General features: G+C 69.8%; 22 protein-coding genes and 1 pseudogene. 10 read left to right on the top strand and 13 right to left on the bottom strand.

The annotated features are described in order from the left end of the window. Positions 1–35: 35 nt before the first annotated feature. The 3 genes from ligD to ACFSKW_RS22805 all read right to left on the bottom strand — a co-directional run bounded on the left by ligD (position 36) and on the right by ACFSKW_RS22805 (position 3,793). Complete coding sequence (gene ligD / locus ACFSKW_RS22815; protein ID WP_379574355.1) at positions 36–1,205, bottom strand: non-homologous end-joining DNA ligase; 1,170 nt, start codon at positions 1,203–1,205, stop codon at positions 36–38. A 142-nt stretch (positions 1,206–1,347) separates the two neighbouring features. Continuing rightward, positions 1,348–2,094, bottom strand: coding sequence for a crotonase/enoyl-CoA hydratase family protein (locus ACFSKW_RS22810; protein WP_379574354.1), 747 nt, complete (start codon positions 2,092–2,094; stop codon positions 1,348–1,350). Positions 2,095–2,137: 43 nt separating this feature from the next. Continuing rightward, positions 2,138–3,793: an acyl-CoA dehydrogenase family protein gene (locus ACFSKW_RS22805; RefSeq protein WP_379574353.1), complete on the bottom strand. Its 1,656-nt coding sequence runs from the start codon at positions 3,791–3,793 to the stop codon at positions 2,138–2,140. Between the two features lie 30 nt (positions 3,794–3,823). On the opposite strand from ACFSKW_RS22805, the gene ACFSKW_RS22800 reads away from it, so the two are divergent. From ACFSKW_RS22800 to ACFSKW_RS22790, 3 genes are all read left to right on the top strand, one after another. After that, positions 3,824–4,540 (top strand): PaaX family transcriptional regulator C-terminal domain-containing protein, encoded by a 717-nt coding sequence (locus tag ACFSKW_RS22800; protein ID WP_379574352.1) that lies wholly within the window; start codon positions 3,824–3,826, stop codon positions 4,538–4,540. Between the two features lie 171 nt (positions 4,541–4,711). Further along, a complete protein-coding gene (locus tag ACFSKW_RS22795) occupies positions 4,712–5,665 on the top strand; it encodes a CapA family protein (protein WP_379574351.1) in 954 nt (317 codons plus the stop codon). Positions 5,666–5,768: 103 nt separating this feature from the next. Continuing rightward, positions 5,769–6,749: an SPFH domain-containing protein gene (locus ACFSKW_RS22790; RefSeq protein WP_379574350.1), complete on the top strand. Its 981-nt coding sequence runs from the start codon at positions 5,769–5,771 to the stop codon at positions 6,747–6,749. Positions 6,750–6,820: 71 nt separating this feature from the next. Here the strand turns inward: ACFSKW_RS22790 and ACFSKW_RS22785 are convergent, their stop codons facing one another. The 3 genes from ACFSKW_RS22785 to ACFSKW_RS22775 form a co-directional block, all read right to left on the bottom strand. After that, on the bottom strand, positions 6,821–7,855 hold the full coding sequence (locus tag ACFSKW_RS22785; protein ID WP_379574349.1) for a hypothetical protein: 1,035 nt from the start codon (positions 7,853–7,855) through the stop codon (positions 6,821–6,823). Between the two features lie 69 nt (positions 7,856–7,924). After that, the gene (locus ACFSKW_RS22780) at positions 7,925–9,310 is read right to left on the bottom strand and encodes a glutamate-cysteine ligase family protein (protein WP_379574348.1); all 1,386 of its coding nucleotides are present in this window, start codon (positions 9,308–9,310) and stop codon (positions 7,925–7,927) included. Between the two features lie 36 nt (positions 9,311–9,346). Beyond that, positions 9,347–10,051: an SDR family oxidoreductase gene (locus ACFSKW_RS22775; RefSeq protein WP_379574346.1), complete on the bottom strand. Its 705-nt coding sequence runs from the start codon at positions 10,049–10,051 to the stop codon at positions 9,347–9,349. Between the two features lie 103 nt (positions 10,052–10,154). On the opposite strand from ACFSKW_RS22775, the gene ACFSKW_RS22770 reads away from it, so the two are divergent. Together ACFSKW_RS22770 and ACFSKW_RS22765 are read left to right on the top strand one after the other, a co-directional pair. Further along, on the top strand, positions 10,155–10,985 hold the full coding sequence (locus tag ACFSKW_RS22770; protein ID WP_379574345.1) for a helix-turn-helix transcriptional regulator: 831 nt from the start codon (positions 10,155–10,157) through the stop codon (positions 10,983–10,985). A 1-nt stretch (position 10,986) separates the two neighbouring features. Further along, on the top strand, positions 10,987–12,012 hold the full coding sequence (locus ACFSKW_RS22765; protein WP_379574344.1) for a zinc-dependent alcohol dehydrogenase family protein: 1,026 nt from the start codon (positions 10,987–10,989) through the stop codon (positions 12,010–12,012). Here ACFSKW_RS22765 and ACFSKW_RS22760 read toward each other — a convergent pair. Then, the gene (locus ACFSKW_RS22760; protein ID WP_379574343.1) at positions 12,002–13,078 is read right to left on the bottom strand and encodes a class I SAM-dependent methyltransferase; all 1,077 of its coding nucleotides are present in this window, start codon (positions 13,076–13,078) and stop codon (positions 12,002–12,004) included. The genes ACFSKW_RS22765 and ACFSKW_RS22760 overlap by 11 nt on opposite strands. 109 nt (positions 13,079–13,187) lie before the next feature. On the opposite strand from ACFSKW_RS22760, the pseudogene ACFSKW_RS22755 reads away from it, so the two are divergent. Next, positions 13,188–13,751: pseudogene (locus ACFSKW_RS22755) on the top strand (aldo/keto reductase); the annotation flags it as partial. Between the two features lie 410 nt (positions 13,752–14,161). On the opposite strand, the gene ACFSKW_RS22750 reads toward ACFSKW_RS22755, so the two are convergent. The 3 genes from ACFSKW_RS22750 to ACFSKW_RS22740 all read right to left on the bottom strand — a co-directional run bounded on the left by ACFSKW_RS22750 (position 14,162) and on the right by ACFSKW_RS22740 (position 15,386). Next, positions 14,162–14,386, bottom strand: coding sequence for a hypothetical protein (locus ACFSKW_RS22750; protein ID WP_379574342.1), 225 nt, complete (start codon positions 14,384–14,386; stop codon positions 14,162–14,164). Positions 14,387–14,685: 299 nt separating this feature from the next. Then, positions 14,686–15,042: a hypothetical protein gene (locus ACFSKW_RS22745; RefSeq protein ID WP_379574341.1), complete on the bottom strand. Its 357-nt coding sequence runs from the start codon at positions 15,040–15,042 to the stop codon at positions 14,686–14,688. Further along, positions 15,039–15,386: a hypothetical protein gene (locus ACFSKW_RS22740; protein ID WP_379574340.1), complete on the bottom strand. Its 348-nt coding sequence runs from the start codon at positions 15,384–15,386 to the stop codon at positions 15,039–15,041. Before ACFSKW_RS22740 ends, ACFSKW_RS22745 begins: the two co-directional genes overlap by 4 nt. A gap of 115 nt (positions 15,387–15,501) precedes the next feature. Here ACFSKW_RS22740 and ACFSKW_RS22735 point away from each other — a divergent pair, with 115 nt between their 5' ends. After that, positions 15,502–16,755, top strand: coding sequence for a multiprotein-bridging factor 1 family protein (locus ACFSKW_RS22735; protein ID WP_379574339.1), 1,254 nt, complete (start codon positions 15,502–15,504; stop codon positions 16,753–16,755). Between the two features lie 7 nt (positions 16,756–16,762). Then, positions 16,763–17,239 (top strand): hypothetical protein, encoded by a 477-nt coding sequence (locus ACFSKW_RS22730; protein WP_379574338.1) that lies wholly within the window; start codon positions 16,763–16,765, stop codon positions 17,237–17,239. Between the two features lie 284 nt (positions 17,240–17,523). Here the strand turns inward: ACFSKW_RS22730 and ACFSKW_RS22725 are convergent, their stop codons facing one another. Further along, positions 17,524–18,924, bottom strand: coding sequence for a replication initiator (locus tag ACFSKW_RS22725; RefSeq protein WP_379574337.1), 1,401 nt, complete (start codon positions 18,922–18,924; stop codon positions 17,524–17,526). 684 nt (positions 18,925–19,608) lie between these two features. Continuing rightward, positions 19,609–21,129: a recombinase family protein gene (locus ACFSKW_RS22720; protein WP_379574336.1), complete on the bottom strand. Its 1,521-nt coding sequence runs from the start codon at positions 21,127–21,129 to the stop codon at positions 19,609–19,611. Positions 21,130–21,148: 19 nt separating this feature from the next. Here ACFSKW_RS22720 and ACFSKW_RS22715 point away from each other — a divergent pair, with 19 nt between their 5' ends. Further along, positions 21,149–21,571: an aldo/keto reductase gene (locus tag ACFSKW_RS22715; protein ID WP_379574335.1), complete on the top strand. Its 423-nt coding sequence runs from the start codon at positions 21,149–21,151 to the stop codon at positions 21,569–21,571. A 311-nt stretch (positions 21,572–21,882) separates the two neighbouring features. Here ACFSKW_RS22715 and ACFSKW_RS22710 read toward each other — a convergent pair whose 3' ends face one another. After that, positions 21,883–24,399, bottom strand: coding sequence for a M14 family zinc carboxypeptidase (locus ACFSKW_RS22710; RefSeq protein ID WP_379574334.1), 2,517 nt, complete (start codon positions 24,397–24,399; stop codon positions 21,883–21,885). Between the two features lie 125 nt (positions 24,400–24,524). Between ACFSKW_RS22710 and polX the strand changes: the two genes are divergently transcribed. Then, the gene (gene polX / locus ACFSKW_RS22705; protein ID WP_379574333.1) at positions 24,525–26,207 is read left to right on the top strand and encodes a DNA polymerase/3'-5' exonuclease PolX; all 1,683 of its coding nucleotides are present in this window, start codon (positions 24,525–24,527) and stop codon (positions 26,205–26,207) included. The last annotated feature ends 159 nt before the right edge of the window (positions 26,208–26,366 follow it).

Genomic DNA, 26,366 nt, shown 5'->3' with positions numbered 1-26,366 from the left:
GAGCGCCGGTTCCAGCGCCCCTGCACGGCCGGTTCTCAGGGCTCGGGCGGGCGCCAGTCGGCGGGCCACGGGTTGTAGTCCGCCTCCAGCGCCTCCTGCTCGGGACGCATGCCCTCGGGCACGTGCTGCAGGTTGACCCTGATGCGATACCACACGCTGCTGCGCCCCCTCATCCCGTCTACCAGCACGTCAGCGGGCTCGAGGAACTCCACGACGGCGGCATGGCGGGCCTTCCACGCTTCGAGGCCCGCCAGCGCCTCGTCCTTGTGCTGCGCCCTGGCGATCTCGATGAGCGGCACCTCGGTGCGCTCGGGCGGGGGCCCCTGCGCCTCGGCCAGCTCCAGCAGCGAGGTGAGCGAGCCCGCGTGCAGGTCCATGTCCTCCCATGGGTCGCCGAGCGCGGCGAACCTCTTCGGCACGGTGTCGACGGTGAACTCCTCCGGACGGCACCCCGGCACCTCCTCCCACGTCAGCGGCGTGGACACGCGCCCGTCCCGAACCGGCCTGACGGAGTAGGCGGAGGCGACGGTCCTGTCGTAGGCGTTCTGGTTGTAGTCGACGAAGACGCCCTGCCGCTCCTCCTTCCACCACCGGCTGGTCGCCAGATCGGGGGCGCGGCGCTCGACCTCGCGGGCGACGGCCTCCGCCGCACGCCGTACCTGCGAGAAGTCCCAGTCGGGCGTGATGCGGGCATAGACATGGAAGCCACGCGAACCCGATGTCTTCGGCCAGGCGACCAGCCCATGGTCGGCGAGCACCTCGCGCGCCACCTGGGCGGTCTCCAGCACCTGCCCCCAGGGCACGCCGGGCACCGGGTCGAGGTCGATGCGCAGCTCGTCGGGGTGCGCGAGGTCGGCCGCGCGCACGGGGTGCGGGTTGAGGTCGACACAGCCCAGGTTGACCACCCACAGCAGCTGGCGCGTGTCGGTGACCACGACCTCCTCCGCGCTCCGCCCCGACCTGTACCGCAGCTCGGCGACCTCGATCCAGGCGGGGCGCTTGGCGGGGGCGCGCTTCTGGAAGAACGCCTCCTGCTCGATGCCGTGCACGAACCGCTTGAGGATCATGGGCCGCCCCGAGACGCCGCGCAGCGCCCCCTCCGCGACCGCCTGGTAGTAGCGGACCAGGTCGAGCTTGGTCCGCCCGCCCTGCGGGAAGACCACCTTGTCCGGGCTCGTGATCGTCACACCGTCGATGTCCGGCATGGTCTCACCCTACGTGAGCACACCGACAAGATCGGGGCGGTAGGTGATCGCGAGCCTGTCCAGGCCCGGGTACGCGCGGGCGGTCACCGCGTCCAGGTCGAGCCTCGGCCGTGTGAACAGTTGTACCGGTGGACGTCGTCGGTCATGCCGAGAAGTCTCCATGGCGTCCCGCGCCCCGGGCGAAGCGGGCGGCGCCGTCCGCCGCTTCGCCCAGGGCGGCGACGCCGTGGCGCAGTTCGTTGACGATCGCGTCCTCCTCCGTCATCCCCTCCTGTTCCAGGGCCGACATGCGGTCGCCGCGCAGGCACGTCTGCGGGAAGCGGGCCAGGTCGCGGGCCAGCCGCTCGGCGGCCTGGCGGGACCGGCCGGAAGGGACGACCCTGTTGGCCAGACCCATGCGCAGCGCCTCGTCGGCGTGGACGGGCCTGCCGGTGAGGATCATGTCCATGGCCTGCGAGAGGCCGATCAGGCGCGGCAGCCGTACCGTGCCGCCGTCGATCAGAGGGACGCCCCAGCGGCGGCAGAAGACGCCGAACACCGCGTTCTCCTCGGCCACCCGCAGGTCGCACCAGAGCGCGAGCTCGAGGCCCCCGGCGACCGCGTGTCCCGCGACGGCGGCGATGACCGGCTTGGTCAGGCGCATCCTGGTGGGTCCCATGGGCCCGCCGCCGTCCTCGCCGACGTGGTTGTCGAGGCGTTTGAGGTCGGCGCCCGCGCAGAACGCGCCGCCTTCGCCCCACAGGACCGCGACGGCCGCGTCGGACGCCTCGAAAGCGGTGAAGGCCTCGACCAGCGCGTCGGCGGTCTCGCGGTCGACGGCGTTGCGGGCCTCCGGTCTGGAGAGCACCACCGTGGTGACGGGGCCTTCTCGCTCGCTCCGAACGGTCATCTCGTCCTCCGTCGTCGGGTGCGGACCCTGGGACCCGCCGCCATCAGGCGAACGCCCCCGCGACGAGCGCGTCGAAGTCGTCCGTGTCAGGGGCGTCGATCCCGCGCAGCGGTCCGCGATCGGCCAGGTGGGCCTCGGCGTAGCGGCGGGCGACCACGCTCTTGCGCCCGTCGTCGAGCCCCCAGGATGCCTGCTCCTCCAGCAGAGCGGCCGCGTAGACGTCGGCCATGAACTGCGCGAGCGGGTACAGCCTCGCCTCGGCCGTCGCCGGGGCGAGCGACTGCCACGCGGTGATCGCCTTCTCCAGGTCGTCGACGCGCGCGTGCACCAGCGACGACGTCGCCGCCGACCGGAGCCGGTCGAGGAACGGCAGGTGGGCCTGCTCTTTCAGCATCGCTCTGCGCACGTCCAGGCAGAGGATGTTGTCCCCGCCCTCCCAGATCGGGTTGACCTGGGCGTCGCGCAGCAGGCGGGCGACGGGCCACTGCTCGATGTAGCCGTTGCCGCCGTGGATCTCGATGGCGTCGCTGGCCGCGGTGAGGCCGAGCCTGGCCGCGCGGAGCTTGACGAGGGCGGGCGCGAGCCGCAGCCGCGGGCCGAGGTGGCCGTCGAAGACCAGCGCCTGCGCCGCCTCGACCTCGACGACGAGTTCGGCGAGCTTGCGGCGCATGAGCGGCTGGTCGATGAGCCGGCGGCCGAAGGCCTCGCGGGCCGAGGCGTAGCAGATCGACTCGACCAGGGCGCGGCGGGCGACGCCGACGCCCATCATGGCGACGCCGAGCCGTGAGGCGTTGGTGAGCTTCATCATGGTGCCGAGACTGGAGCCCGAGCCCGAGCCGGCCAGCAGGAACGCCTCGGCCCCCGTGAACTCCACCTCGGCGGAGGCGACCGAGCGGGTGCCGAGCTTGTCCTTGAGCCTCCTGATCCGTACGGCGTTGCGGGATCCGTCGCGCCGCTCCCACAGCACGAGGAACGGTGCCACGTCGCCCGAGGGCAGTCTGCCCAGCACCACGAACGCGGACCCGTTGGCGTTGGAGGCGAACCACTTCAGGCCGGTCAGGCTCCATGCCTCCCCGTCCGGTTCGGCGTGGGCCTCCAGCGCGGCCAGGTCGGAGCCGCCGGTCCGCTCGGTGAACATCTGAGCGGCCTCGCCGGAGTAGAAGCCGTTGGCGAAGATCGAGCGGACCCGATCGAGAACGTCCGTGGGCGCGTGCTTCTCGGCGAGAGAGACCACCATGTCCCCGCCGGTGCCGAGCGCGCAGCCCATCCCGATGTCCGCCTGGTCGAGCAGGTATGTCCAGGCGGCCGCCAGCGCGGCGGGGTCGGCGCCGTTCCGCGTGGCGGTCGCGGCGAACCCCGGCGAGGTGAAGTTGTCGGCCATCAGCGCCTCGCGAGCGGCGGTGAACGACGGCGGCATGACGACCTGGCTGATGTCGCGCCCCCACTTGTCGTACTTCTCCAGGCGCGGCGGGTTGCGGTCGGTCTCCTCCGCGTACGCGGCGATCGATCCGCCCATGAGCGCGCCGAGGCGGGACAGGTGGGGTTCGGCCCAGCCGTAGCCCTCGCCGAGATGGCGGCGCATCAGCAACCGGAGCGAAGGGTCGCAGGACCACCAGTTGCGGCCGGCCGCTCCCTGGTAGCGCGAGGTGTCGTAACGGCCGCTCGGGCCGTCGACGGGTTCGATCAGATAGCTCGCCATTCTCGGAGTGTTACATATAATCGACACGCGATGGAAGACCGTAATACTCTGACCGCGCGCTCGGCCGTACTGAGCGCGCTGCTCGGCAGCCACCCGCCGCGCCTGCCGAGCAGGGCCCTGGTACGCATCGGCGAGGTGTTCGGCATCGCCGAGGGCACCGTGCGGGTGGCCCTTTCGCGGATGGTGGCGGCGGGCGACCTGGTACAGGAGGGTGGGCGCTACGCGCTGTCCTCGCGGCTGCGCGAACGGCAGGCCAGGCAGGACGAGAGCCGCTCCCCGCACACGAGGGCGTGGGACGGCACGTGGGAGATCGCGATCGTCACCGCCGAGCGGCGCGCGCCCTCCGACAGGGCGGCGCTGCGGCACACGATGACCGCGTTGCGCCTGGCCGAGCTGCGCGAGGGCACCTGGCTACGGCCGGCGAACCTGATCAGGCAGTGGCCGGAGATCGTCACCGCGCAGTGCACGCTCGTGGACGGCACGCCACGCGAGGACCCGACGGGGCTGCTGTGGGATCTGGAGGGATGGGCCGCCGAGGCGCGGCGGCTGCTGAAGTCGCTCGGCCAGGCGGAGGGGCTGGCGGAGGGCTTCCTGGTGTCGGCGGCGGTGCTGCGGCACCTGCTGGCCGATCCGCTGCTGCCCCCCGAGCTGCTGCCCGAGGCGTGGCCCGGCGCCGAGCTGCGGGCCCGTTACGACGACTTCGACCGCGACTACCGGCGGGCGCTGCACCGGCACCTCGACGCGTGAGCGATCATCCCGGCAGGGCGCGCGGCGGGCGGGGCGCGCGGGCGGACCGGGGCGCACGGGGACCGGGGCGCACGGGGACCGGGGCGCACGGGGCGGGTCGGGCCGGGGCGCGTGCCCGTCGTCCGCTCCGCCGGCGGGTGCGCAGGGCGGACCGGTGGGTAGGGCACCGTCATGTCCGTCACACTCGCGCTGGCCGGTGACACCATGCTCGGACGGGGCGTCGCCGTCCTGCTGGCGAGATCCGCCGATCCTGCCGCCTATCTGTCGGACGAGGTCCGCGGCCATCTCGCCGACGCCGACCTGTTCGTGCTCAACCTGGAGTGCTGCATCTCCGAACGGGGCAGCCCGTGGCCTGCCCCGGGCAAGCCGTTCCATTTCCGGGCGCCGCCCCAGGCCGCCGACCTGCTCGCGGAGCTCGGCGTCGGCTGCGTCACGCTGGCCAACAACCACGCCCTCGACTACGGCTACGACGCGCTGCTCGACACCCGCGAGCAGCTGGACCGGGTGGGGATCCCCGCGGTGGGAGCGGGCGCCGACGTGGCCGAGGCGCGACGGCCCGCCGTGCTGTCCGTGCGCGGCCTGCGGATCGCGATCATCGGTGCGACCGACCACCCGGCCGACTTCGCGGCCCGCCAGGACCGGCCCGGTGTGGCCTACGCGGACCTGACGAGGCGGGTGCCGCCCTGGCTGACCGAGACCGTGGCGGGCACCAGGGCCGACATCGTCCTGGTCACCCCGCACTGGGGGCCCAACATGACCGCGCGCCCGCTGCCCTACGTCCGTGCGGCCGCCGAGGCTCTCGTGGCCGCGGGGGCCACCCTGGTGGCGGGCCATTCGGCCCACGTCGCGCACGGTGTGGCCCTGCCGGTGCTGTTCGACATGGGGGACTTCATCGACGACTACGCGGTGGATCCGGTGCTGCGCAACGATCTTTCACTGCTCTTCCTGGTGACCTTCGACGATCACGGCGGGGTGCGGCTGCGCGCCGTTCCGATCAAGCTGGAGTACGGCAGGACCGAGCTCGCCCGCGGGTCCGAGCGGGCGTGGATCTGCGAGCGGTTCATCGGCGCGTGCGCGGAGCTCGGCACCGTGGCGGGCGGCGAAGGGGACGTGCTGACCGTGTGAGGCCGCCGAGCCCCGTTGTGCGGGCCGTCGGCATTTCTTGACGGATTCCTTGCCTGCGACGAGGTGTGCCCGGGCCTAGCCTCGAACTGGAAGGGACACGGCCATGGTCACAGTCACCACCATCGTGCTCGGGTTGATCGCCCTCGTCCTCTTCGTGGCGGCGGTCAGCGGCATCAAGATCGTCAACCAGATCGAGCGCGGCGTGGTCTTCCGCTTCGGCAGGGCACAGCGGAAGATCCGCCAGCCGGGGATCACCTTCCTCATTCCGGTCGTGGACCGCATGCGGAAGATCAACGTGCAGATCGTCACGATGCCGGTGCCCACCCAGGAGGGCATCACCCGTGACAACGTCTCCGTCCAGGTCGACGCGGTCGCCTACTTCCGGGTGGAGGACCCGCTGCGGGCGGCCGTCGAGGTGCAGAACTACCTGTTCGCGGTGGAACAGGTGGCGCAGACCTCGCTGCGCTCGATCATCGGCAAGAGCGAGCTGGACGACCTGCTCTCCAACCGCGAGGAACTGAACAAGGGCCTGGCGCTGATGATCGACAGTCCGGCGCTCGGCTGGGGCATCCACATCGACCGGGTGGAGATCAAGGACGTCCAGCTGCCCGAGGGAATGAAGCGCTCGGTGGCCAGGCAGGCCGAGGCCGAGCGGGAACGGCGCGCCCGCGTGATCACCGCTGAGGGCGAGTACCAGGCGGCCCGCAAGCTCGCCGACGCCTCGGCCATCATGTCGGAAACGCCTGGGGCGCTGCAGCTGCGACTCCTCCAGACGGTGGTGGAGGTCGCGGCGGAGAAGACCTCCACGCTGGTCATGCCGCTGCCGGTGGAGCTTCTGCGGTTCTTCGACCGCGCCGCGAACGACGCCGAGGCCCGCGCGGCGGAGAAGGCTCCCGACGAGCAGCCGGCCGTGACGGCCGGCACAGCGACCGACTCAGCGGCCGGTTCGGCGGCCGGAGTGGCCGGTTCGGCGGCCGGCGAGCAGGCCGCCCTCGGCGCGGCCGTCCAGGGGCCGGAGCAGGCCGACGAGATCGCGCGGCTCGTCCGGCCGCGCGACGCCACGGACCCGGTGCGGCACGCCTGACCAGGAGAGTGCCGGGCGGGTGCCTCGCCGGAACCTGCTCGGTCTTTCCGGCATGCGGACGTGTGCCGGGCTCACAGGGGGACGCCGAAGATGACGCGGCGGTTGCGGAACTCGGTGACGCTCCAGACGCGCCCGCCCGACACCGTCAGGTCCTCGGGCCCGACGGGGAACGGCCGGACCGTCACCTTGCCGCCGGCGTCCACGATGAGCTTGCCGTTGGTGCGCGCGTCCGCCGCCTGGCTGAGGTACCACTTCCCGCCGGACGACACCGCCCCCTGGATCTTGGCGTGCGGCATGACGTAGGCGTCCCTCGGCGTCCCGTCCGTCAGGGGAAGGTCCCACCTGGCGACCCTGCCGGTGGGCGTGTCCTGCACGTACTCGCCGGACACCAGCGCGTGCGGCGAGGTGCTGCGGTCCACGGCGACGAACGAGAAGAGCGCCCCCGGCGTCACCACTCGCCAGAAGTCCGTCTGCGGGATCACGTACCGGTACCCGAAGGCGTGGAACCTCCCGCCGTCCCGCCCGATGCGGGAGGCGTCCCCGAGGTCGTTCTGCGCGGAGCGCAGGTCGAGGACGTGGTTCAGGTCGAAGACCCGCAGCCCCCGCGTGGTGTCGGCGACGTACAGGTGCTCGCCGTACCACGCGATCCCGCCCGCGTGGATGTTGATGGGCCCGTACGACCCGTCGGGCTTGGCCTCCACCAGCAGCGCGTGCTGGTAGCGCAGGGAGGTGGGGCTCATGAACGTCACCCTGATCCCCCGCTCGGCCACCGGCGCCGTCGGCTTGAAGTACCAGCTGGCCACGAACACCGGCACCGCGGCGGAGCCCGAGTCCTCCCCGCAGGTCAGGCCCTGCGGATACCAGTCAGCGGTGTCGTTGTCCTTCTCGTCGAAGGCGTACCAGTCGGCGGGCCTGGGCTGCATCGTGCCGAGCGCGCCCGCCGCGCCCTTGCGCACGGCCTTCCTGTTGGCCTGCGCCAGCACGGCCTCGACAGAGGCCGCCCCGATGTCGGCGGCCAGCTTGGCCGCGCCGTCCGCCAGGGTCCCGGTAGCCCGGCGCAGTGTGAAAGGCGCCTTGTCGGCCGGAACCATCCCCTTGGAAGCCATGTTCCCCTCGACCCTCGCTTTACTCTTCCTTTGGGATAGTTTGACGAACGCAAGGGGCCTCTGGTTCGGTTAACGCCACATGTGCACGGGAAGGCCGGTTAGCGCGTTCTCGTGGTAGCGCCTCACCATCGCCTCGCTGTCACCTCCCAGCTCGTCCATCGCCTCGCGCTGCCACACCGCTCCCGTGCGGCCCAGCCGTACCCGCTGTGCGATGATCTCCAGGTCGGCGTCGGACGGCTCGACGCCCGCCTTGAGCAGCGCCGCCCTGGCCTCGGGCAGCAACGACAGCACCAGGTCGGCGGCGAGCACCTCGCGCCCCTCCCAAGAGAGCTTGGCCTGCAGCCCTCCCATGGCCGCCCGGTAGAAGTTCTGGTAGGCGTCGCCGAACGGCAGCGCGGTCAGGTCCTTCTCGGCCAGCGCGAGCGTGAGCCCCAGCAGGAAGGCGCTGTTGGCGGCCATGTCGGCGCAGGTGGGCCCGGCCGGCAGGGCGCGGAACTCGATGCGCAGGTGGCCCTCGCCGGTGGGGTCGAGCACGGGCCTGTTCCACTGCCACACCGTGCCCATGTGGAGTCTGAGCTCGGCCAGCTCGCCACCCGACGACAGCGCCGGGATCACCGGCTCGTAGTCGCGCACGCACCGCTCGAACAGCTCGTAGGCCCCTTCCCGCACCCAGTCGGAGCCGAAGGTGACGCGGCCGTCCCTGCGGAAGCGGCGGCCGACGTCTCGGTCGTCGGCCGCCTCCTCGAACAGCGCGATCCTGGTCTCCTCCCACAACTGCCTGCCGAGGAAGAACGGCGAGTTGCCGCATGCGGCGAGCACGGGGCCGATGGCGAGCTGTGCGCCGTTGTACGTCCTGGCGAAGGAGGAGGCAGGGGTACGCAGGTGAACCTGCCAGGAGGTGTTGGCCGCCTCCAGGATGACGTCCTGCACCTCCAGTTCCAGCTCGTCGATCCTGACGATGAACGGCTCCAGCCGCAGCCGCCGCATCCCCCTGCTCAACGCCCGGTAGCGGGCTTCGTCGCTGATGGCGGCCTGGGTGAAGTCGCCGGTGCCGAGCGTGGGCAGGATGCCGATCGGCAGCGCTCCCCCGCCGCCCAGCGAGCCGACCGCGCCGTCGACGGCCCTCGTCAGCTCCTGCGTCTCGGCCGCCATCCTCTCGAAGGGGCGCCCCTCCAGCGGAAGCGGCGTGAGATTCGCCTCCACGTTGTAGCGGCCGAGCTCCACGGTCAGCCGGTCGTCGCCGAGCAGTTCCAGCACCTCGGCGTTGCGCGGCAGCGGCCGTCCGCGCTCGTCGATCAGGAAGAGCTCGAGCTCGGCTCCGACGGTCGCGGGGCCTTCACCGAAGCCCGGTCTGCCGAGCAACTCGCGAAGCTCCCCGAGCTGCTCCGTGAGGCGCCGGCCGAAGCGGGTGTACTCCGCCTCGGAGAACCGCTCCTTGTCAACGTCTTGTCCCATGCCTCCCTTACTGTCCGACAGGCAAGGGTCCACACCTCACCAGGGAAGCGGTCCGTCGTCCTGCAGGTACGTGCCGGTGGGGCCTTCGGCGTCGAGGGTGGCCAGGTGGACGGCGATCGCCGCGCCCTGCTCCGCCGTGCGGAACCCCGTGTTCGCGTTGAGGTCGGTGGCGCAGTAGCCGGGGTTGGCGGCGTTGACCTTGATGGGGGTCTCCCACAGCTCCTTGGCGTACGACACGGTGACCATGTTGAGCGCGGTCTTGGAGGAGTTGTAGGCGACCAGGTTGTAGGGCCACCAGGGAGTCTCGGGATCCATGGCCATCGCGAGGGAGCCGAGCTCGCTCGACATGTTGACGATCCTGCCCGCCGCCGAGCGGCGCAGCAGCGGCAGCATCGCGTTGGTGACGGCGACGCCGAACACGTTCACCTCATACACCTGGCGGAGGACGTCGGCAGAGGTCGCGCTGGGCCTGGCGTCCTCCTGCCAGACGGTGATGCCCGCGTTGTTGACGAGGATGTCGAGCGAGCCGTACTCCTGCTCGATCCACTTGGCGGCGGCCTGCACGCTGCCGGCGTCGGTGACCTCCACCCTGACGTACGGCTGGCCGAGCCGCTCGGCGGCGGCCCTGCCGAGTTCCTCGTCGCGCGCTCCGACGATCGCGGTGATGCCGCGCTCGCCGAGCTGCTTGGCGATCTCGAAGCCGATGCCCTTGTTGGCGCCTGTGATGAGTGCTGTGGTCATGTCCTGCACCCTCGCGCGATCGGTGACGGGGCGGGAGAGACCCGGGGAGGCTGGGATCGGCGGTACCACCCACGCATCGCCGACCTGGTGAAGACTGGGCGGCATGAAGCGTGACGAGCTGGCCGGATTCCTTCGCAGCCGACGGGAGCGGGTGAGGCCGCACGAGGTGGGCCTGCCCGGCGGGGAGCGCCGCCGTACCCCCGGACTGCGCAGACAGGAAGTGGCGCAGCTGGCGGGCATGTCGATCGACTACTACATCCGCCTGGAGCAGGCCAGGGGACCGCACCCCTCGCGGCAGGTGCTCAACGCGCTGGCCAGGGCGCTGATGCTGACGACGGACGAGCGCGCGCACCTGTTCCACCTGGCCGGCCAGGAACTGGAGCCCGCGCGCAGGCGCGGCGACGTCCCGCCGGGGACCATGCACTTGATCGCCTTCCTCGAGGAGGTGCCCGCCTACGTCCTCGACGCGAAGTACGACATCCTGGCGTGGAACCCGCTGGCGAGCGCTCTCATGGGCGACCTCGACAGCCAGCCGGTCGAGGACCTGAACGTCATCCGCTGGGTCTTCCGCTCCCCCGACCTGGCCGAGCACCTGGGCGACGAGGAGAAGAGCCGCTTCGCCAGGGCGTCGGTGGCCGACCTGCGCTGGGCGGCGGGCCGCTACCCCGACGACGCGGACATCCAGGCGCTGGTCGCCGAGATGCTGGCGCTCAGCCCCGAGTTCGCGCGGCTGTGGGCGATGCACGAGGTGGAGGTGCGGAGGGAGCAGCGCAAGCGCGTCACCCATCCCGTCGCCGGCGTGATCGACGCGATCTGCCAGGTCCTGCCGGTGCCCGACCGTGAGGACCTGCGGCTCGTCCTGTACACCACCGAACCGGGTTCTCCCTCGCACCGGGCCTTGCGCAGGCTGCGGGAGGTCACTCTAAGCTCATGAGATGCGCGCGGTGATGTTCGACCTGTTCGGCGGCGATCTCGACGTTCGGGAGGCGCCCGACCCCTCCCCCTCGCCCCACGGTGTGGTGATCGAGGTGGCGGCGACGGGCCTGTGCAGGAGCGACTGGCACGGCTGGCAGGGCCACGACCCCGACATCACCTCACTCCCCCACGTGCCGGGGCACGAGCTGGCCGGCGTGGTCGCGGCGGTCGGCTCCGACGTGCGCGAGTGGCGCGAGGGCGACAGGGTCACCGTCCCCTTCATCTGCGCGTGCGGCTCGTGCGCGGCCTGCGCCGCGGGCGAGCAGCAGGTGTGCGAGCGCCAGACGCAGCCGGGCTTCACCCACTGGGGCTCCTTCGCCGACCAGGTCGCCATCGACCACGCCGACGTCAACCTCATCGCGCTGCCCGAGGAGATGGCCTTCACCACGGCGGCCAGCCTCGGCTGCCGCTTCGCCACCGCCTTCCGCGCCGTCGCGCACGTCGGCGAGGCCAAGCCCGGCGAGTGGGTGGCCGTGCACGGCTGCGGAGGCGTGGGCCTGTCGGCCATCATGATCGCCACCGCGGCGGGGGCCAGGGTCGTGGCCGTCGATGTCAGCACCGACGCGCTCCACCTGGCCGAGCGGGCCGGCGCCACCCACTTCGTCAACGCCTCCTCAGGCGATGCCGCCGCCCAGGTGAGGGAGCTGACCAGGGGCGGCGCGCACCTGTCCATCGACGCGCTCGGCAGCCCCTCGACGGCCGCCGCCTCGATCGAGAGCCTGCGCCGCAGGGGCCGCCACGTGCAGGTGGGACTGCTGCCGGACGAGCGCACGCCCCTGCCGATGGGCAGGGTGATCGCCCACGAGCTGCGCCTGCTCGGCAGTCACGGCATGGCGGCCCACGCCTACGGACCGATGCTCGAGCTGATCAGGGCGGGCATCCTCCATCCCGACCAGCTCGTCACCCGCACGATCGGCCTGGCCGACGCGGGCAAGGCGCTGGCCTCGATCGGTTCGGTACCGGGCGTGACGATGATCACGCCTTGAGCCTGCGCACCCCCAGCGTCCCGCGCCACGTCTCGATCGCCTTGTCGTCGGCGAAGGCCAGAGCCCGCATCATGTTGCCGCCGTCGCTGCTCTCCACGGCGCGCCGCAACCTGACGCGCATCGCCTCGGGAAGCCTCGTGGTGCCCTCCTCGATCGTGTCGCCGTAGTGCGGGGCGTACGCCACCCCGGCGAAGCCCGTACGGCGCAGCAGCGTCGGCAGCGTGCGCGAGGAGTAGAACATGAGGTGGTTCTTGGTGAAGCCGCTCCACGCCGACGCGTAGGCCTTGAGCAGCAGGGAGCTCGCGTTCACCGTGAGGATCAGCAGCACGCCCCCGGGCGCCAGCAGGCTCCTGAACCGCTCGAAGTCCTCCAGCGGCCGGGGCAGGTGCGCCAGCACCGACCACAGCGTGATGACGTCGAACCCGCCTGCCGCGATCTCCGGCACGTCCTCGGGCGCGCCGAAGTAGGCCCTGGCGTGCGAGAGCCTGGCGTTGGCCTGCTCGACGGAGTCGGGCGACAGGTCCACGCCGACGGCGTCGAAGCCGCGCTGCTCGGCCAGTTCGAGGAACAGTCCCGCACCACAGCCGAAGTCGAGCAGCCGCCTGCCCTTGCCGTCGTCGAAGACCGGGGAGAAGGCGTCCATCGTGAGGCGGTATCGGCGCTGCCGGTTCTCGGCGTACTTGCCGGTCAGGAAGCTGCTGTAGGAGTCGGCGTACAGGTCGGCCAGCCGTTCGGGCCTGATGTTGGGGTTGCGGTAGAGGAAGCCGCACGAGGGGCAGCGGACGACGCGGTAACGCCAGCCGTTTCCGCCCGTCGGCTCGAACAGCGGCTGCTGCCTGGACTCGCCGCACATCATGCACGAGAGGAATTCCTCGATCTCCCCGAGCGGCACTCTCCGCCGGTATTCGGCCAGGGGCATGGTCTTCGCCCCCGCGACCTTGATGCGCCATTGCGCCTCACGAACCAGGCGCTCACCAGGGCGGACGTAGACTCGCTGCCCCCATGGCACCTTGTCGTAGCGGGCTCCGAACAGGAGCTTGGCAGCTGCGCGCTTGACCGAGACCATTGACACCTCACCTGTGTTAGCCCCCGAGGCCATTCCGGGTTAGATGTGCATTCCCGATAATTCGTTCTGATCGCTATTCCCCCCATCAAGCCCCCATAAAGTGACACTCATGGACTACACGAGGCTTGGCAGCACCGGTCTGAAGGTCTCCAGGATCTGCCTGGGCATGATGAGCTACGGCGACCCCGAGCAGTGGGACTGGGTGCTCACGTAGGAGCAGGCCGAACCGATCGTCAGGCGGGCGGCAGAGGCGGGCGTCACCTTCTTCGACACCGCCGACGTCTACACCGCAGGCGCCAGCGAGGTCGTGACCGGCAAGCTGCTGCGCGAGATCTTCCCCAGGCGTGAGGACTACGTTCTGGCGACGAAGGTCTACTTCCCCGTCGGCAAGGCGGTCAACGACCGGGGACTTTCCCGCAAGCACATCCACGCGGCGATCGACGCCTCGCTCGAGCGGCTCGGCACCGACTACGTGGACCTGTACCAGATCCACCGGTGGGACGACGAGACGCCCATCGAGGAGACCATGGAGGCGCTGCACGATGTGGTCAAGGCGGGCAAGGCCCGCTACATCGGCGCCTCGTCCATGTGGGCGTGGCAGTTCGCGAAGGCCCAGCACGTCGCCGAGGCCAACGGCTGGACGAGATTCGTCGCGATGCAGAACCACTACAACAAGTGGTTCACTTCATGCGGGAAGGAATGGACGTACGCTCTTGCCGCTTGAGATGGCCCGCCAGCCAGCCCTCACAGAGCCGCTGGCCTGCATGTTTGCCACATTGGCCGCCTACCTCGTGCACTCCATTCAAGATCGACTCTGTACTCAATGGAGCGGCTCGGCGACAACTATCTCTACAGGGTCAAGGGCTCGCTTCGCTCGCCTCGGGGCCGCCCGCCCGCTTTGCGGCCAGGCGGGCTTGCGCATGCGGCCCTAGGGGGCCGTACGCGCCCGCCACCGCACGCGGTCGGTCGGCCCCGACGAGCAACAGCCCACGCGTGTAGCGATCTGCGGTCGCGTCCCAAGTCGTCCTGGTGGCCGCCTGAGGACTCCCTTTTCGGCAACCTGCGAGGGTCAGGGCAGAGCACCTAGCGCTGCGGCCGGTCCCTGATCGCGGCCTCGATCCGAAGACCTACACCTACCAGCACGAGCAGCGCAATCGCGCTCATCAGCCACACAGGCATGGCTAATCCGAAGGTGAAGGGCAAGGCCACAGAGATGAGCAGCCCGAGGGCGATCGCCGCAGTGCCCATGTTGCGCAGGTTTTCTACCTGAGAATTTCGTGTCTGGGGTACTTCATCCGGTTTCGTCATGGCCGAAAGCATTCCATGCCGACCTCAAGATCAGAACTGCCGCCCCGCTTCCGGTGCTCGGGCCTGGCGGCCCTGCGCTCCGGGTCGGGTTGCCATCGAGCTACCCGGGTACCGCCAGGTGATCGTACAGGCGTCCAATTGAGGGGAGGTACGGCAGCGTGGGATGTGTGGGCCTCCAGCCACCCTAAAGGCTGAAGATCAACCACGCTGCCGCACCCGCCCCTGAGGACGCGGTGATGCGGAGACGGGGGCATCCCCTCCCCTGCGGTTGAAGGGGACACACCGCACCACCGCGCCGTCTAAGGGGTGGTCAGCCACGCATCGGGTGCGACGCCGACCGGGGCCCGTTCCGGGCGTTGGATCAAGATCAGGTCGTCGGCGGGGATGTGCACCATGATCGAAGCGGTACCGAAGTCGCACCAGGCCCACACCACTCGCTCACAGTCGCGCGCGTCGCTGGGAGCATGCCTCAGCACCCGTTCCATCTCGATGACGGAGCCCCACAGGTGCCAGCGGTTCCACAGGTGCCAGAACGGTCTGTTCGCATGCTTTCGACGTCGAGTGGATAGCGGCCTGATGTGGTGCGGCGCGTCCTCGGGGACCCGCACGAACGCCAGGCTGTCCCCCACTTGTAGGCCAGTCGCGGCGATGATCACAGGACCTCCGTGATCAGCTCGAACGGCGGCTGCGCCGCTCGGAGGTCGGCGTACCGGAAGGCGATACGGCGGGCAGCCCGGACAGGCTCTATCGCCGGATGCCATGCGTAGACGACGCGCTTCCTCATGGCATCCCATCCCGCGCGCCACCAGAAGCGCTCGCCGTCACACCACACGACCAAGCCGACCCATACCGAGATCAAGGCGAGGCCGTAGCCGTCGTGGACGTCGGCGGCTATTCCGTGCCTTGCGAGAGCGGAGGCCAGCCGTTCCGCATCACCGAGGGGAGGAGGGGGGCCACCGGGCGAGGCGACCGGCAGCGTGTGCTGTGGGGGTGCGCTCATGGGGCGATCATCACGCGGGGCATGTCCGCAGGTGAACGCGGTAGCACTGAGGGTGCTGTGGATATTCTCGTCAGGAATATCGGTGCCGCCGCACTTGGCGGCCTAACCTAGCGTTGTGACCCAGACACAAGGCCATCTACCGCCTCAGTTCTGGTCTACGCCCGCCGTAGCCGCCGCTCTGGCCGAGTGCGACTTAGCGGCCATCCTCGCCGAGATACGGCAGGCGAACGGATGGACACAGGCCGAGCTTGCCGAGGCGGTCGGCTACTCCCAGAGCTGGGTGTCCAAGGTGCTGCGCGGTCGCCTACCGCTCACCGTGGACCAGGTGCGGGAGATATCCATCCGAATCGGGGTCCCGCTTCATATGCTCCGGTTCGGTGCCCGAGGAGATGACGATCCGACGAAGCGCAGAGAATTCGGCAAGGCGGTGGCTCTGACCGCACTCGTGGGTGTGGCACTGCCCAAACGCGCGGAGGTGGACGAGACCACCGCGCCGACCTTGACCAGCATCACCGGTGCACAGCGCCGCTTGGAAGCCAATACCCCAGCTCGCGAACTGGCCAAGGGAGCGATGGCTCACGTCGATCTCGCGAGCCGCATCCTCAACCGTGCGTCCCGCTCCCACTTCGCAGGTGACATTCGGGCAGGGCTGAGCGAGGCTGCCGGGTTCGCCGCATGGGTACACGCCGACATGCACGACACCGGCACCGCCCGTACCTACTACCGCCTGGCCATCGACAGCGCCCGCCAGGCAGGGCATTCGCTGCTCGCTGGTTACATGATCGGCAGCCTGGCGGCGTTCGAGATCGACGCCGATGACCCCACGCTGGCCCTGGGGCTGCTCGCCCACGCGCGAAAGGAACTCGGCGAGCGACCACCGGCCACCGCGCGCGCTTGGATGTCCAGCATCGAGGCTCTCGGCCACGCAAGCGCCCACGACGCGCCCTCGGCTCTCATGGCGTTGCGGATGGCGGAGTCAGCGGTGACGGCCAGCGAACGAGCTACCGCGCCGCCGTGGCCGTGGGTGTTCCCGTTCGACCACGCCAAACTCGCGGGCTATCGAGCCCTGGTCATGGTGCGGCTGGACCGTCCTGAGGAAGCCGTGGCCGCGTTCGCCGAGTCGCTGTCATCCGCCCAGCCCGCCGCCAAGCAACGCGGTGTGCTGATGACCGAGATCGCGACCGCCAAGGCCCTGTCCGGGCACCATGACGAGGCGTTCCATCTGGCGTCCAACGCCCTCACCGTGGGGATCACCTATGGTTCGGAACGGGTGATCCATCGCGCCAGGCGCTTCCGTAGGACCTACAACGGTCCGAAGACGGCGAGTGTGCGCGCGTTCGACGAACGTCTACAGGCCACGCTCCTCTAGGAGGGTCATGATCCGCATTGCTGTCTCCGGCCATCGCGGCCTACCGTCCCAGACCGTCACGCTGATCGACGACGCGATACGCAAGGCCCTGGCCGAGCACGCTCCCGCGATCACCGGCCTGTCCTGCCTGGCGGACGGAGCTGATCAGATCTTCGCCCGCGCGGTCCTCGATCTCGGCGGCGTTCTGGAGGCTGTGGTCCCAGCCGAGCAGTACCGAGACGGTCTACCAGTCGAGGCCCACCCGGAGTATGACGCGCTGGCGAGCCGCGCCGCCCAGGTTCATCGGCTGGAGTTCGTCGAGTCCACGTCCGAATCCCACATGGTCGCCAGCCGTCGCATGCTCGACCACGCCGACGAACTGTTCGCCGTCTGGGACGGCAAGCCTGCCCGAGGCTACGGCGGAACCGCTGACGTGGTGGCAGAGGCACGACGGCGAGGGGTACGCATCCGGGTCATCTGGCCCGAAGGAGCTCAACGCGACTGAGCGCCTCTAGCCTCTAGACCGCTGGTCAGGGCGGTTATGAGCCTCTAGAGGCACCTCTAGACCTAGAGGGCTGCCCCACTAGGTCTAGAGGCACGTCGAGGGGCGCGATAACCCGGATTTCAGTTACATGGAGCTTGTCGGGTATCGGCTGCTAGCTGCTAACGGCCAGATCAACGCCCGGTTGGGCTGCTAGCGGGGGTGCTAGCGCTAGCAGGTGAGGCGCTAGCGCTAACACCTATCTCGGGCTCAGTCGTGCGTCATGTGCTGCCCGTGCGGAGCCCCGATCAGGCCACGTGCTTGTCTCGTTCGAGTGCGATGCGACGCGCTGTGGCGATGCGTTGGCGGGCGAGTTCCGCCCAGAAGGGCTCTCCGTTGCGGAGGCCGCTCCCGGCATAGCGCCATTCGGCGACAGTGAGGGTCTTGTCTGGGTCGAGGGCGGGGAGGCCGAGGAAGATGCGGGCTTGCTCGGCGCGGTAGTCCGCTCGTGCCTGCCGGAGGTCTCCGAGGGTGATCGAGTAGTGGCGTGACTTGGTGGAGAAGTGGCCCCGATAGCCGAGCATGTGGGACCACTGCCGAAGCAGCAGCTCTCGGTACGGAGGAAGGTCAGCCAGGCTGAAACACGTGTAGATCATGCGACGGGCATGCTCGGACACCTTCAGCCGCGCGATCTCCCACGGCTGCCGGATCGGGCGGTCGACGGTTCCGGCCGATTCGGCACCCTTGGTGGCGTACTTGGCCACGTACGCTGCCACCCGCTGATCGCTCACGCCCTCCAGGTCGGGCGAGACGTACACCGGTCGGACGTCGAGCTGATCACCCCAGCGAACGGTCAGCGACAGTCCGTCCGTCACTCGGACGGCACTCTGTTGAGCGGCCTGGCGTATCGCCCGGTCGAGCAGCTCGACCGAGACCCCGTCCGGTGGTTGGTCGGTTGGTCCGTCCGGTCCGTCGAGCCGGATCACCGCGTGGAAGTGGACCAGGCCACGCGCCTGGTACTCGGCGACCTTGGCATACGACAGCCGGACCATCCGACGTAGTTCCGCCCGGGTGATGCCGAGCAGACGGGCCAGGACGGACGGCATGGCCTTGGTGAACTCCCGCCACAGCGCGCCCGCGTGAGCGTTCCACAGCACAGCCCCGATGTAGTCGTAGCAGTCCACGCACAGCGGTTGCCCCACCTGCGGGTCGTCAAGCTCATGCCGTCGTCCGCAGCCTTCGGACCGTCCGTGCGGGCAGATCGGATGGTCTCGGCGAGGACGGCATGGCAGGGTCTTGCCTCCTTTCTCTCGGTGAGCGTGGACCGCGCCGAAGGACGGGGCGGTGAAGGTGGCGAACACGCGCGGATGCTCTCTCACCTCCTCCGGGACGCCCTTGCCGCCGCGCAGCCCGGAAATGATCAGATGGTAGGTGTCGTCCTTGTAGACCGCCGAGCAGGCCGGGCACCGTGAAGCGCGCCGGTTGCCGCACGCCGTGAGCAGGAACCCGGTCGGCTCGTCGGCAGTCCGATAGACGTCCAGGACTTCACCCGTCCGGCTGTCCAGGGTGACCCTCTCGCCGTGCAGCCGGACGGGCTGAGCGCATCCGCCCGTGGCGTACACCATGCGTTGCCAGCGGGCGAAGTCCGGCATGGCCGCTCGCTCCATCGCGGCCACCATGTCGGAGGAGAAGGTAGGGGACACGGTCACGCGGCCTCCTTGCCTGACGCGTCGTCGGGCAGTGAGGCGGGGGCGACGCAAACGCCGAGGACCGTGGCGATGCGCTGCCATTTCTCCTCCGACCAGCGAGGAGATCGAGCGGCTTGTTGCCTGCCCCACTCCTGGGCAGACAGGGGGGTTTCAGGTTTCAGGTGGCCTCCTTCCCTCGTGGGTGGAGCCACCGCCGCACCTGACGTCCACGACGGAGCGCACGCCGTCAGGGCAGCCTGAAGACAGCCGTTGGCGGGTGGAGCGCAGCAGCGAGAGAGATCAGTGATGGAGTGCGGCGAGAGTGGGAATGGCGCGCTCTGTGTGGACACCTACCGTCGGGCCGGGGCCCTCCGACGGATCATCGGTGGTCGAGAAGTGATGGTGTGCCCGGACTCGTGTATGCGCCTGAGGTGATTCGCCGAGATGCTCGCTGTGTCGTGCCGTGGGTGGGTCGGTAGCTTCCTGCGTAGATCGGTTGTACCACTACGAGGACGCGTTCACGCAGGCCGAAGTTCCCGCCTCAGCGAGTGCGAGAACGTCCGTTGGCGTCCGGCTGCATACGGCTGCGTCCCGTGGCGTCCGGTTGCCTACGGCTGCATAGGTGTGAAAGCAAGGAGGCTGTCACCCTGAGGTAAGAGTGACAGCCTCGGAAGCGTGCGGAAGACGTCTTGGACGTCCTACCGATCAGCCCTCCTTCCAGATGGGATCAAGCCGATCTGGATCGAAGATCTTGTTGCCCTTGCCAGCCGGGTACACGATCACTGCGTGGAGCGCCTCACGGATGTAAGCGCGCTTCCGCGAAACAGGGAGTCCGCCTTCCGCTTCTGGCAGGTACCAACGTCGCCGGATCTCGGCCACGTTTGTGTTGGCGCGGGCTTGCCGCGTCTCAGCGGAAGCGGTGAAGCTCGCCTCTTCCGCTCGCAGTCGCGCTTTCTCCTTCTCCAGGCCCGGGATGAGGTTGAAGAACAGCTCGTTGCCGATGTTCTTGGTGTTCCACTGACGGGTCAGCTCGTCTATCCGCTCCTGCACATCCTTCAGATCCGCCTCACCGCTCCATGTGGTCTGCTGGGCCGCAGCGCTGAACGATCTCTCTTCCAGCTTCGCCAGCACGGCTTCCGAGATGTACTCATCGACCTTGTCGCCGCGTCGAGACACTCCACCGCAACCGCCCTCGGACTTGCTCAGGCAGCAGTACGTGTGATGCCCCGCGTTCTTCTGGCGGTTCGACCGCAGCGGGGTGTTGCACAGCGTCCCGTCCGGAAGCGTGGCACCGCACCGCAGGATGCCCGCCAGCAGATAAGTGGGGTCCCGATAGTCCGCCGCATGCGGCTTCACGATCTTCATGTCCCGTCCGACGAAGTACCCCTTGCGGCTGTCGAACACGGCCCGGATCGCGGTCCACTCGTCGACGGTGATGATCGGCGTCCACTGACCTCGGATCGGCTCGCCGTTCGGGTCGCGCACGAGTTCACCGCCGATCTCGCGTAGCCCACAGATGCGGGGGTTGCAGAGCGCCATCTTCAGGGAGTTGACGGACCACTGGTTGCCGAGCGAGGTCTTGACGCCCTTCTCCTGCCATTCCCGCACGATGGAGTGAACGGAACGGCCGCCGAGGAAGTCCCTGGCCGCCTGGCTCAGCAGAGCGGCTTCCTTCTCCTCCAGGGCGAGGCGATCCGGCTTCCAGCCGAAGGGGCGAGGCCCGCCCGCTGGTGTTCCCTTCTCGGCGCGGGACCGGTGCGAGCGCCGCATCCTGCGCTGCATCTTGCGGACCTCCATCTTGGAGATGACCGCGCCGAACAGGCCCATGCTCTCCACGTCCTCGCTGTACAGGTCCTGGCGGCCCTGAGCGTCGGCGAACACCCTCCCATCCTGATAGGTGATCGCTTCGACGAACCGCTCGTAGTCGCCAGGGCGGCGGGCGAGCCGGTCCGCCGCGACGATGACCACGCCCTGCACGAGAGTGCCGTTCGGCAGTTTGCCCGCCCGCAGCACGCGTAGCATCGCCTCGAAGTCGTCCCGCACGATGTCGGCCTTCGCCGCCGACCGGTCGTTGTCGGTGAACTCGCACACGACCGTCCAGCCGTACTTGGCAGCCGTCTGCCGGTTGACCTTGTGCTGATCCTGCACGCCGTGCTCATCGCGCCGGAGGTCGGCCGAGATACGGGCGTAGGAGACGACAGGGATGGGGGGTGCTGTCGGCGTCATGGTCAACATCTAGCATGAAGTGCATCACTACAACCTCCTCTACAGAGAGGAGGAGCGGGAGATGCTGCCCCTCTGCGCCGACCAGGGCGTCGGGGTCATCCCGTGGAGCCCGCTGGCGCGCGGCACGCTGGCCCGCGCAGGCTCGACCTCGGCGGCCACCGCGCGCAGCGGCTCGGACGGCAGGATCGACTACCTGTACGACCCGGACAACGACCGGCTGATCCTGGAGCGGGTGGCCGAGGTGGCCCGCGACCGCGAGCTGCCCGCCGCGCAGGTGGCGCTGGCGTGGCTGCTGCGGCAGCCGGCGGTGACGGCCCCGATCGTCGGCGCGACCAAGGACAGGCACGTGGACGACGCGGTGGCGGCGGTGTCGGTGGAACTCAGCGAGAAGGAGCTCGCCTTCCTCGCCGAGCCGTACCGCCCGCGCGAGGTGCGCTTCTGACTGCGCCAGGCCGAGGCGGGTCTCCTGACCGCGGACGCAGGTTTCGTCACCGCAGGCGCAGGCCGGGCAGATTTCCTCACCGCAAGCGGCCGGAGGCAGGTTTCCTCACCGCAGGTGTACGGCAGGCCCGGCCACGGCCACTGTGGTCCGCCGGTGGCCGCCCGTCCATCACGCGCGCTCCAGCAGGACTCCGCGGGCCGCCGTGACGTCGCACGTGCGGGACGGATGCGTGAGCCGGGCCGTCAGGGGGGTACGGCCCGGCTCACGCGGTGCCGGCGGCGTGGGCGAGGGGGGACGCCCACGCAGCCCGTCTACGGGGTCAGGACCTTCGCCGAGGAGGCGGTCCAGAACAGTGCCCTGGCCACCTGCGGGAACAGGCCCTTGGGGTGGTTGCGGAACATCGGCTCGGTGCCGAAGAGCACCACGGCCGCGCCGCGCTCGTCCCTGCCGCTGACCACGGCCGCCTGGCCCCTGGCGGCCTCGGGACCGCCGGTGCCGTCCGCGTTGGCCCGCCAGTGGCCCGCGACCAGCGGCCCTTCGGCGGTGTAGGACTGCTCCACCTTCACCTCGGGACCGAGCGCGGTGAACCAGCGGGGCGAGTAGACGAACGAGTGCGCGGGCGAGCCCGTGCCGACGGGGCCGGTGGTGGAGGAGACCGTGACCACGCCGTTGGCGTCGCCGCGGCCCGCCACCGCGGTGACGGTCAGCAGCCCCGCCGCGGCGTTGAAGTTCGCGCCGGTGCCGCCCCGGGTGACGACGCCGCCCCTGGCCATGAAGGCCTCGATCGCCGTCCTGGCCGCGGGGTTGAGCGCGCCGTACGACAGCCCGCTCGAGACGAACAGGACGTCGGTGCCGCTCCAGTCGAAGCCCGCGTTCAGCACGGCGGTCGAGACGGGGGTGACGGCGAAGCCCAGTTCGCGCAGTGTGAACAGCTCGTCGGCGGAGGCCGCCGCGGCGATCCGCACGCTGGACAGCGGGGTGCCGGAGGCCTGTGGTGCCTTGGTGAACGGCACGCCGTACCGGTCGGCGGCGGTCCTGGCGGCCTCGCGTGCCGAGGCGGGCACGATCGCGACGCCGTCGGCGGCCAGTGTGACGGCCACGCCCTGGCCGAGCAGGTCGTTGAGCGCGCGCACCGCCTTGGCGTCGTCCACCTTCAGCGCGAGCGGCCCGCTGCTATGCGGCACCGAGCCGGTGGGTGAGGCGGCACTGACCGGCACGGCCGCCACGTGGAAGCGCCGGTCGGTGATCGGGTCGGCCGTCGCGCCCCACAGCAGGCCGTGGCTCCAGCCGGAGATGTCGTACATCGCATCGACCCGCGGGCTGATGTCGGCGCCCGCCTCCAGCATGACGTTGGCCATGCCGCGCTTGGGCTGGCGCATGTCGACGACGTAGGTGCCGGGGGGATAGGTCCTGCCGCCGGCGCGGAACGGCAGGACGGCCTTGTCGACCTTCACGTCGTTGGCGATGAGGTGGTCGACCAGGCGCGCGGCCGAGGGGCCCGTGGCGGGAACGGCGTAGGCGCGGGGGTAGGTGGTGTTGTAGACGTCCTCGGGGCCGAAGCCCGGCACGATGCCGAGGGGCACCTGCTTGGAGGGCTCGCCCGCGGCGCCGCGCCTGAACATCTCGACCTGGTCGCCGACCAGCTTCTCCCTGTTGTTCTGGACGAAGGTGTAGGTGGCCCTGATCGCGGCCGAGGCGATGTCGACGTTGATGCGGCTACGGCGTTGCAGCTCGGCCACGGGCTGCGTGGTGTAGTCGCTGCCGTTGACCCGCATCGGGAACTCGATGGTGTGCGAGGCGACCGCGCCGTGGAAGGGGGCGTACTGCGGGGTGAAGATCGGCGGCCAGTCGTCCCAGCCCTCGGCGGAGTCGCGGAAGGGGATCTGCGGCGGGAACGTGCCGTCCTTCTCGGGGGTGTAGCCCAGCGCGAGGATGGCCTGCTCGATGCCGAGCGCGTTCGCGTAGGCGTTCCTGATGAACAGGTCGTACTCGTAGTTGGCGCCGTGCGGCGGGGTGGTCGGCTCGACGAGGGTGCCGTTGACGTAGCCGTGCAGGTCGATCATGACGACGGGCTGGTTGTCGATCATGATCTGGCGCATCGCCCTGGTCTCCGGCTGGGAGGCGGTGACGAAGTCGCGGTTGAGGTCGAAGCCGTTGCCGTTGGGCCGCTGGCCGAGCACGCGGCCGTCGGGGTTGGCGGTGATGTTGAAGTACAGGCGGGTGTGCGCGAGCAGGTCCTTGATCTGGGGCGAGGTACTGGTGGCCAGTTCCTCGATGACGCGCAGGTTGGCGTCGGTCCCCTCCCACTCGTTGCCGTGGATGTTGCCGTTGACGAAGACCGGCGCCTTGTACTTCCTCGCCTGGACGGCACGGCCGCTCTCGATCTGCCGGCGCAGCTGCTCCTGCCTGCGGGTCTCCGCGGCGCTCTCCGGGGCGGTGACCGTCACCAGATACATGTCACGACCGCCCGCGGAACGGCCCACGACCTCCGCGCTGACCCTGTCGCCGACGGCCTGGAGCTGGTTGAGCTTGGCGGCGATGGCGTGGTGCGGGATGAGGCCGAGCTTGATGGAGGCGTCGGCGGGGTTCTCAGGCGGGATGGGGAGCGTGGTCCTGCGCGGGTAGCCGCGGCCGTGGTCGGAATGCCACGACAGCTCCGGTGCGAGCTCGCGAAGGGTCTTGGCCTTGGACTCGGCTACTCCCGCGGCCTCCTCGTTGCGGTCGGCGCCGTTGCCGAAGTCCCTGACGGGGGGCGTGGGGTCGGCGGAGGCCGTACCGGAGGGAAGGAGCAGGACGGACAGCAGAGGGATCAGAACACGTAAGCGCACGGAGTTCCTCCAGAAGGTTCAGTTCCGTTCGTACTGATCGCACCTGATCTGACACAAGGGGCGACATTCAATTCAGGCCGATCCGTGATCTGGAAGTGTCAGAGCGTTCCCCTACGCTGGGCCCCATGGCACGGGCAAACGACGAGGCGGCAGCCGCCCTTCAGGAGTATTCGGAGCTCTTCGCGCTCACCGGTGGAGACGCCTTCAGAGTGCGCAGCTACCAGAAGGCGGCCAAGGCGATCGCCGGGTTCCCCGAGGACATCTCGCAGGTCGACGTGCGCAAGGTGCCCGGGGTCGGCGAGGCGATCGCGTTGAAGATGGAGGAGTTCCTGCAGCGTGGCAGCTTCAGGCAGCTCGACGCGCTGCGCGAGCGCGTGCCCGACGGCGTGCGGAGCCTGACCAGGGTGCCGACGCTCGGGCCGAAGACCGCGATCATGTTGTTCGAGGAGTTCGGCATCGACTCGCCCGCCTCGCTCGCCGAGGCGATCGGCGCGGGGCGGCTCGACGGCGTCAAGGGGCTGGGGCCCAAGACGCTCGCCAACCTGGTGAAGGGCATCGAGCAGCTGGAGCAGGCGGGCCGCCGGGTCCACATCGGGGTGGCGATGTCGCTGGCCGAGAGCGTCATGGCGTCCCTGAGCGCCGAACGGCTCGCGTACGCGGGCTCGCTGCGGCGGATGAAGGACACGATCGGCGACATCGACATCCTGGCCGTGGCGCCGGAGTCGATCATGGAGGAGTTCAGGGCGCAGCCGTACGTCGCCGAGGTGATCGCCTCCGGGGACAAGAAGACCTCGGTGCGCACGACCAGCGGCATCCAGATCGACCTGCGCAGGGTGCCCGCGGAGGCGTGGGGGGCCGCGCAGATCTACTTCACCGGTTCCAAGGAGCACAACGTCGCCATCCGTGAAATGGCGGTGAAGAAGGGCTGGAAGCTGTCGGAGTACGGCCTGTTCGAGGGCGAGCGGCTGATCGCCTCGCAGACCGAGGAGGAGATCTACGCGGCGCTCGGCATGCAGTGGGTGCCGCCGACGATGCGCGAGGACGGCGGCGAGGTGCGGGCGGCGCTGCGCGGCGAACTGCCCGTCCTGGTCACCCTCGACGACCTCAAGGGCGATCTGCACACCCACACCGACCTCACCGACGGCATCGCCTCGCTGGAGGACATGGTCGCGGCGGGCCACGCGCTCGGCTACGCCTACTACGCGGTCACCGACCACGCGCCCGACCTGGCCATGCAGCGGATGACGCTCGACAAGGCGATCGAGCAGCGCGGCGTCCTGCGGAAGCTGCAGGGCCGCTACACCGGCATGCGGCTGCTGCACGGCACCGAACTCAACATCGCCCCCGACGGCTCGGTCGACTGGCCCGGCGAGGTGCTGAGGGAGTTCGACGTGTGCGTCGCCTCGGTCCACTCCCACTTCACGCAGAGCCGCGAGGAGATGACCAGGCGCTTCATCGCCGCCTGCGAGAACCCCTATGTCGACATCATCGGCCACCCCACCACCCGCAAGATCGGCAAGCGGCAGCCCGTCGACGCCGACTGGGAGGCGGTCTTCCGCGCGGCGGCCCGCACCGGCACGGCGATGGAGATCGACTCCTTCCCCGACCGCTCGGATCTGCCTTCCGACCTCGTACGGCTGGCCAAGCACCACGGCGTGAAGTTCTCCATCGACAGCGACTCCCACGCCATCCCACACCTGGGCAACCAGCGCTTCGGCGTCGGCATCGCGCAGCGGGCGTGGCTGACACCCGACGACGTGATCAACACGTGGCCGATCGACAGGCTGCTGGCGTTTCTCGGCCGCTGAATCCCCTCTGATCATCCCTGGGGGGCGCTCCATCACGCCAGGAGGTGGCCAGGCTGCGGGAACGCCCGGCGGGAAGGTCACGTCGCCGTGGCGCCGCCGCCCATCTGGAGGCCGCCCGGAAGGCCGACCCCGACCCGACATGGGACCTGGCCGCAGCTC

The organism is Nonomuraea mangrovi (assembly GCF_042681425.1).
In the GTDB taxonomy this organism is placed as follows: Bacteria; Actinomycetota; Actinomycetes; order Streptosporangiales; family Streptosporangiaceae; genus Nonomuraea; species Nonomuraea mangrovi.
This window is presented reverse-complemented; position numbering and strand designations above follow the sequence as displayed.

Excerpts from the sequence above, each read along its gene's own strand:
- ACFSKW_RS22775 (WP_379574346.1), bottom strand. The coding sequence starts at position 10,051 with ATGACCACAGCACTCATCACAGGCGCCAACAAGGGCATCGGCTTCGAG.
- ACFSKW_RS22720 (WP_379574336.1), bottom strand. The coding sequence starts at position 21,129 with ATGACGCCGACAGCACCCCCCATCCCTGTCGTCTCCTACGCCCGTATC.
- ACFSKW_RS22740 (WP_379574340.1), bottom strand. The coding sequence starts at position 15,386 with ATGAGCGCACCCCCACAGCACACGCTGCCGGTCGCCTCGCCCGGTGGC.
- ACFSKW_RS22810 (WP_379574354.1), bottom strand. The coding sequence starts at position 2,094 with ATGACCGTTCGGAGCGAGCGAGAAGGCCCCGTCACCACGGTGGTGCTC.
- ACFSKW_RS22750 (WP_379574342.1), bottom strand. The coding sequence starts at position 14,386 with ATGACGAAACCGGATGAAGTACCCCAGACACGAAATTCTCAGGTAGAA.
- ACFSKW_RS22795 (WP_379574351.1), top strand. The coding sequence starts at position 4,712 with ATGTCCGTCACACTCGCGCTGGCCGGTGACACCATGCTCGGACGGGGC.
- ligD (WP_379574355.1), bottom strand. The coding sequence starts at position 1,205 with ATGCCGGACATCGACGGTGTGACGATCACGAGCCCGGACAAGGTGGTC.
- ACFSKW_RS22780 (WP_379574348.1), bottom strand. The coding sequence starts at position 9,310 with ATGGGACAAGACGTTGACAAGGAGCGGTTCTCCGAGGCGGAGTACACC.
- ACFSKW_RS22760 (WP_379574343.1), bottom strand. The coding sequence starts at position 13,078 with ATGGTCTCGGTCAAGCGCGCAGCTGCCAAGCTCCTGTTCGGAGCCCGC.
- ACFSKW_RS22765 (WP_379574344.1), top strand. The coding sequence starts at position 10,987 with ATGCGCGCGGTGATGTTCGACCTGTTCGGCGGCGATCTCGACGTTCGG.
- ACFSKW_RS22800 (WP_379574352.1), top strand. The coding sequence starts at position 3,824 with ATGGAAGACCGTAATACTCTGACCGCGCGCTCGGCCGTACTGAGCGCG.
- ACFSKW_RS22785 (WP_379574349.1), bottom strand. The coding sequence starts at position 7,855 with ATGGCTTCCAAGGGGATGGTTCCGGCCGACAAGGCGCCTTTCACACTG.
- ACFSKW_RS22790 (WP_379574350.1), top strand. The coding sequence starts at position 5,769 with ATGGTCACAGTCACCACCATCGTGCTCGGGTTGATCGCCCTCGTCCTC.
- ACFSKW_RS22770 (WP_379574345.1), top strand. The coding sequence starts at position 10,155 with ATGAAGCGTGACGAGCTGGCCGGATTCCTTCGCAGCCGACGGGAGCGG.
- ACFSKW_RS22730 (WP_379574338.1), top strand. The coding sequence starts at position 16,763 with ATGATCCGCATTGCTGTCTCCGGCCATCGCGGCCTACCGTCCCAGACC.
- polX (WP_379574333.1), top strand. The coding sequence starts at position 24,525 with ATGGCACGGGCAAACGACGAGGCGGCAGCCGCCCTTCAGGAGTATTCG.
- ACFSKW_RS22805 (WP_379574353.1), bottom strand. The coding sequence starts at position 3,793 with ATGGCGAGCTATCTGATCGAACCCGTCGACGGCCCGAGCGGCCGTTAC.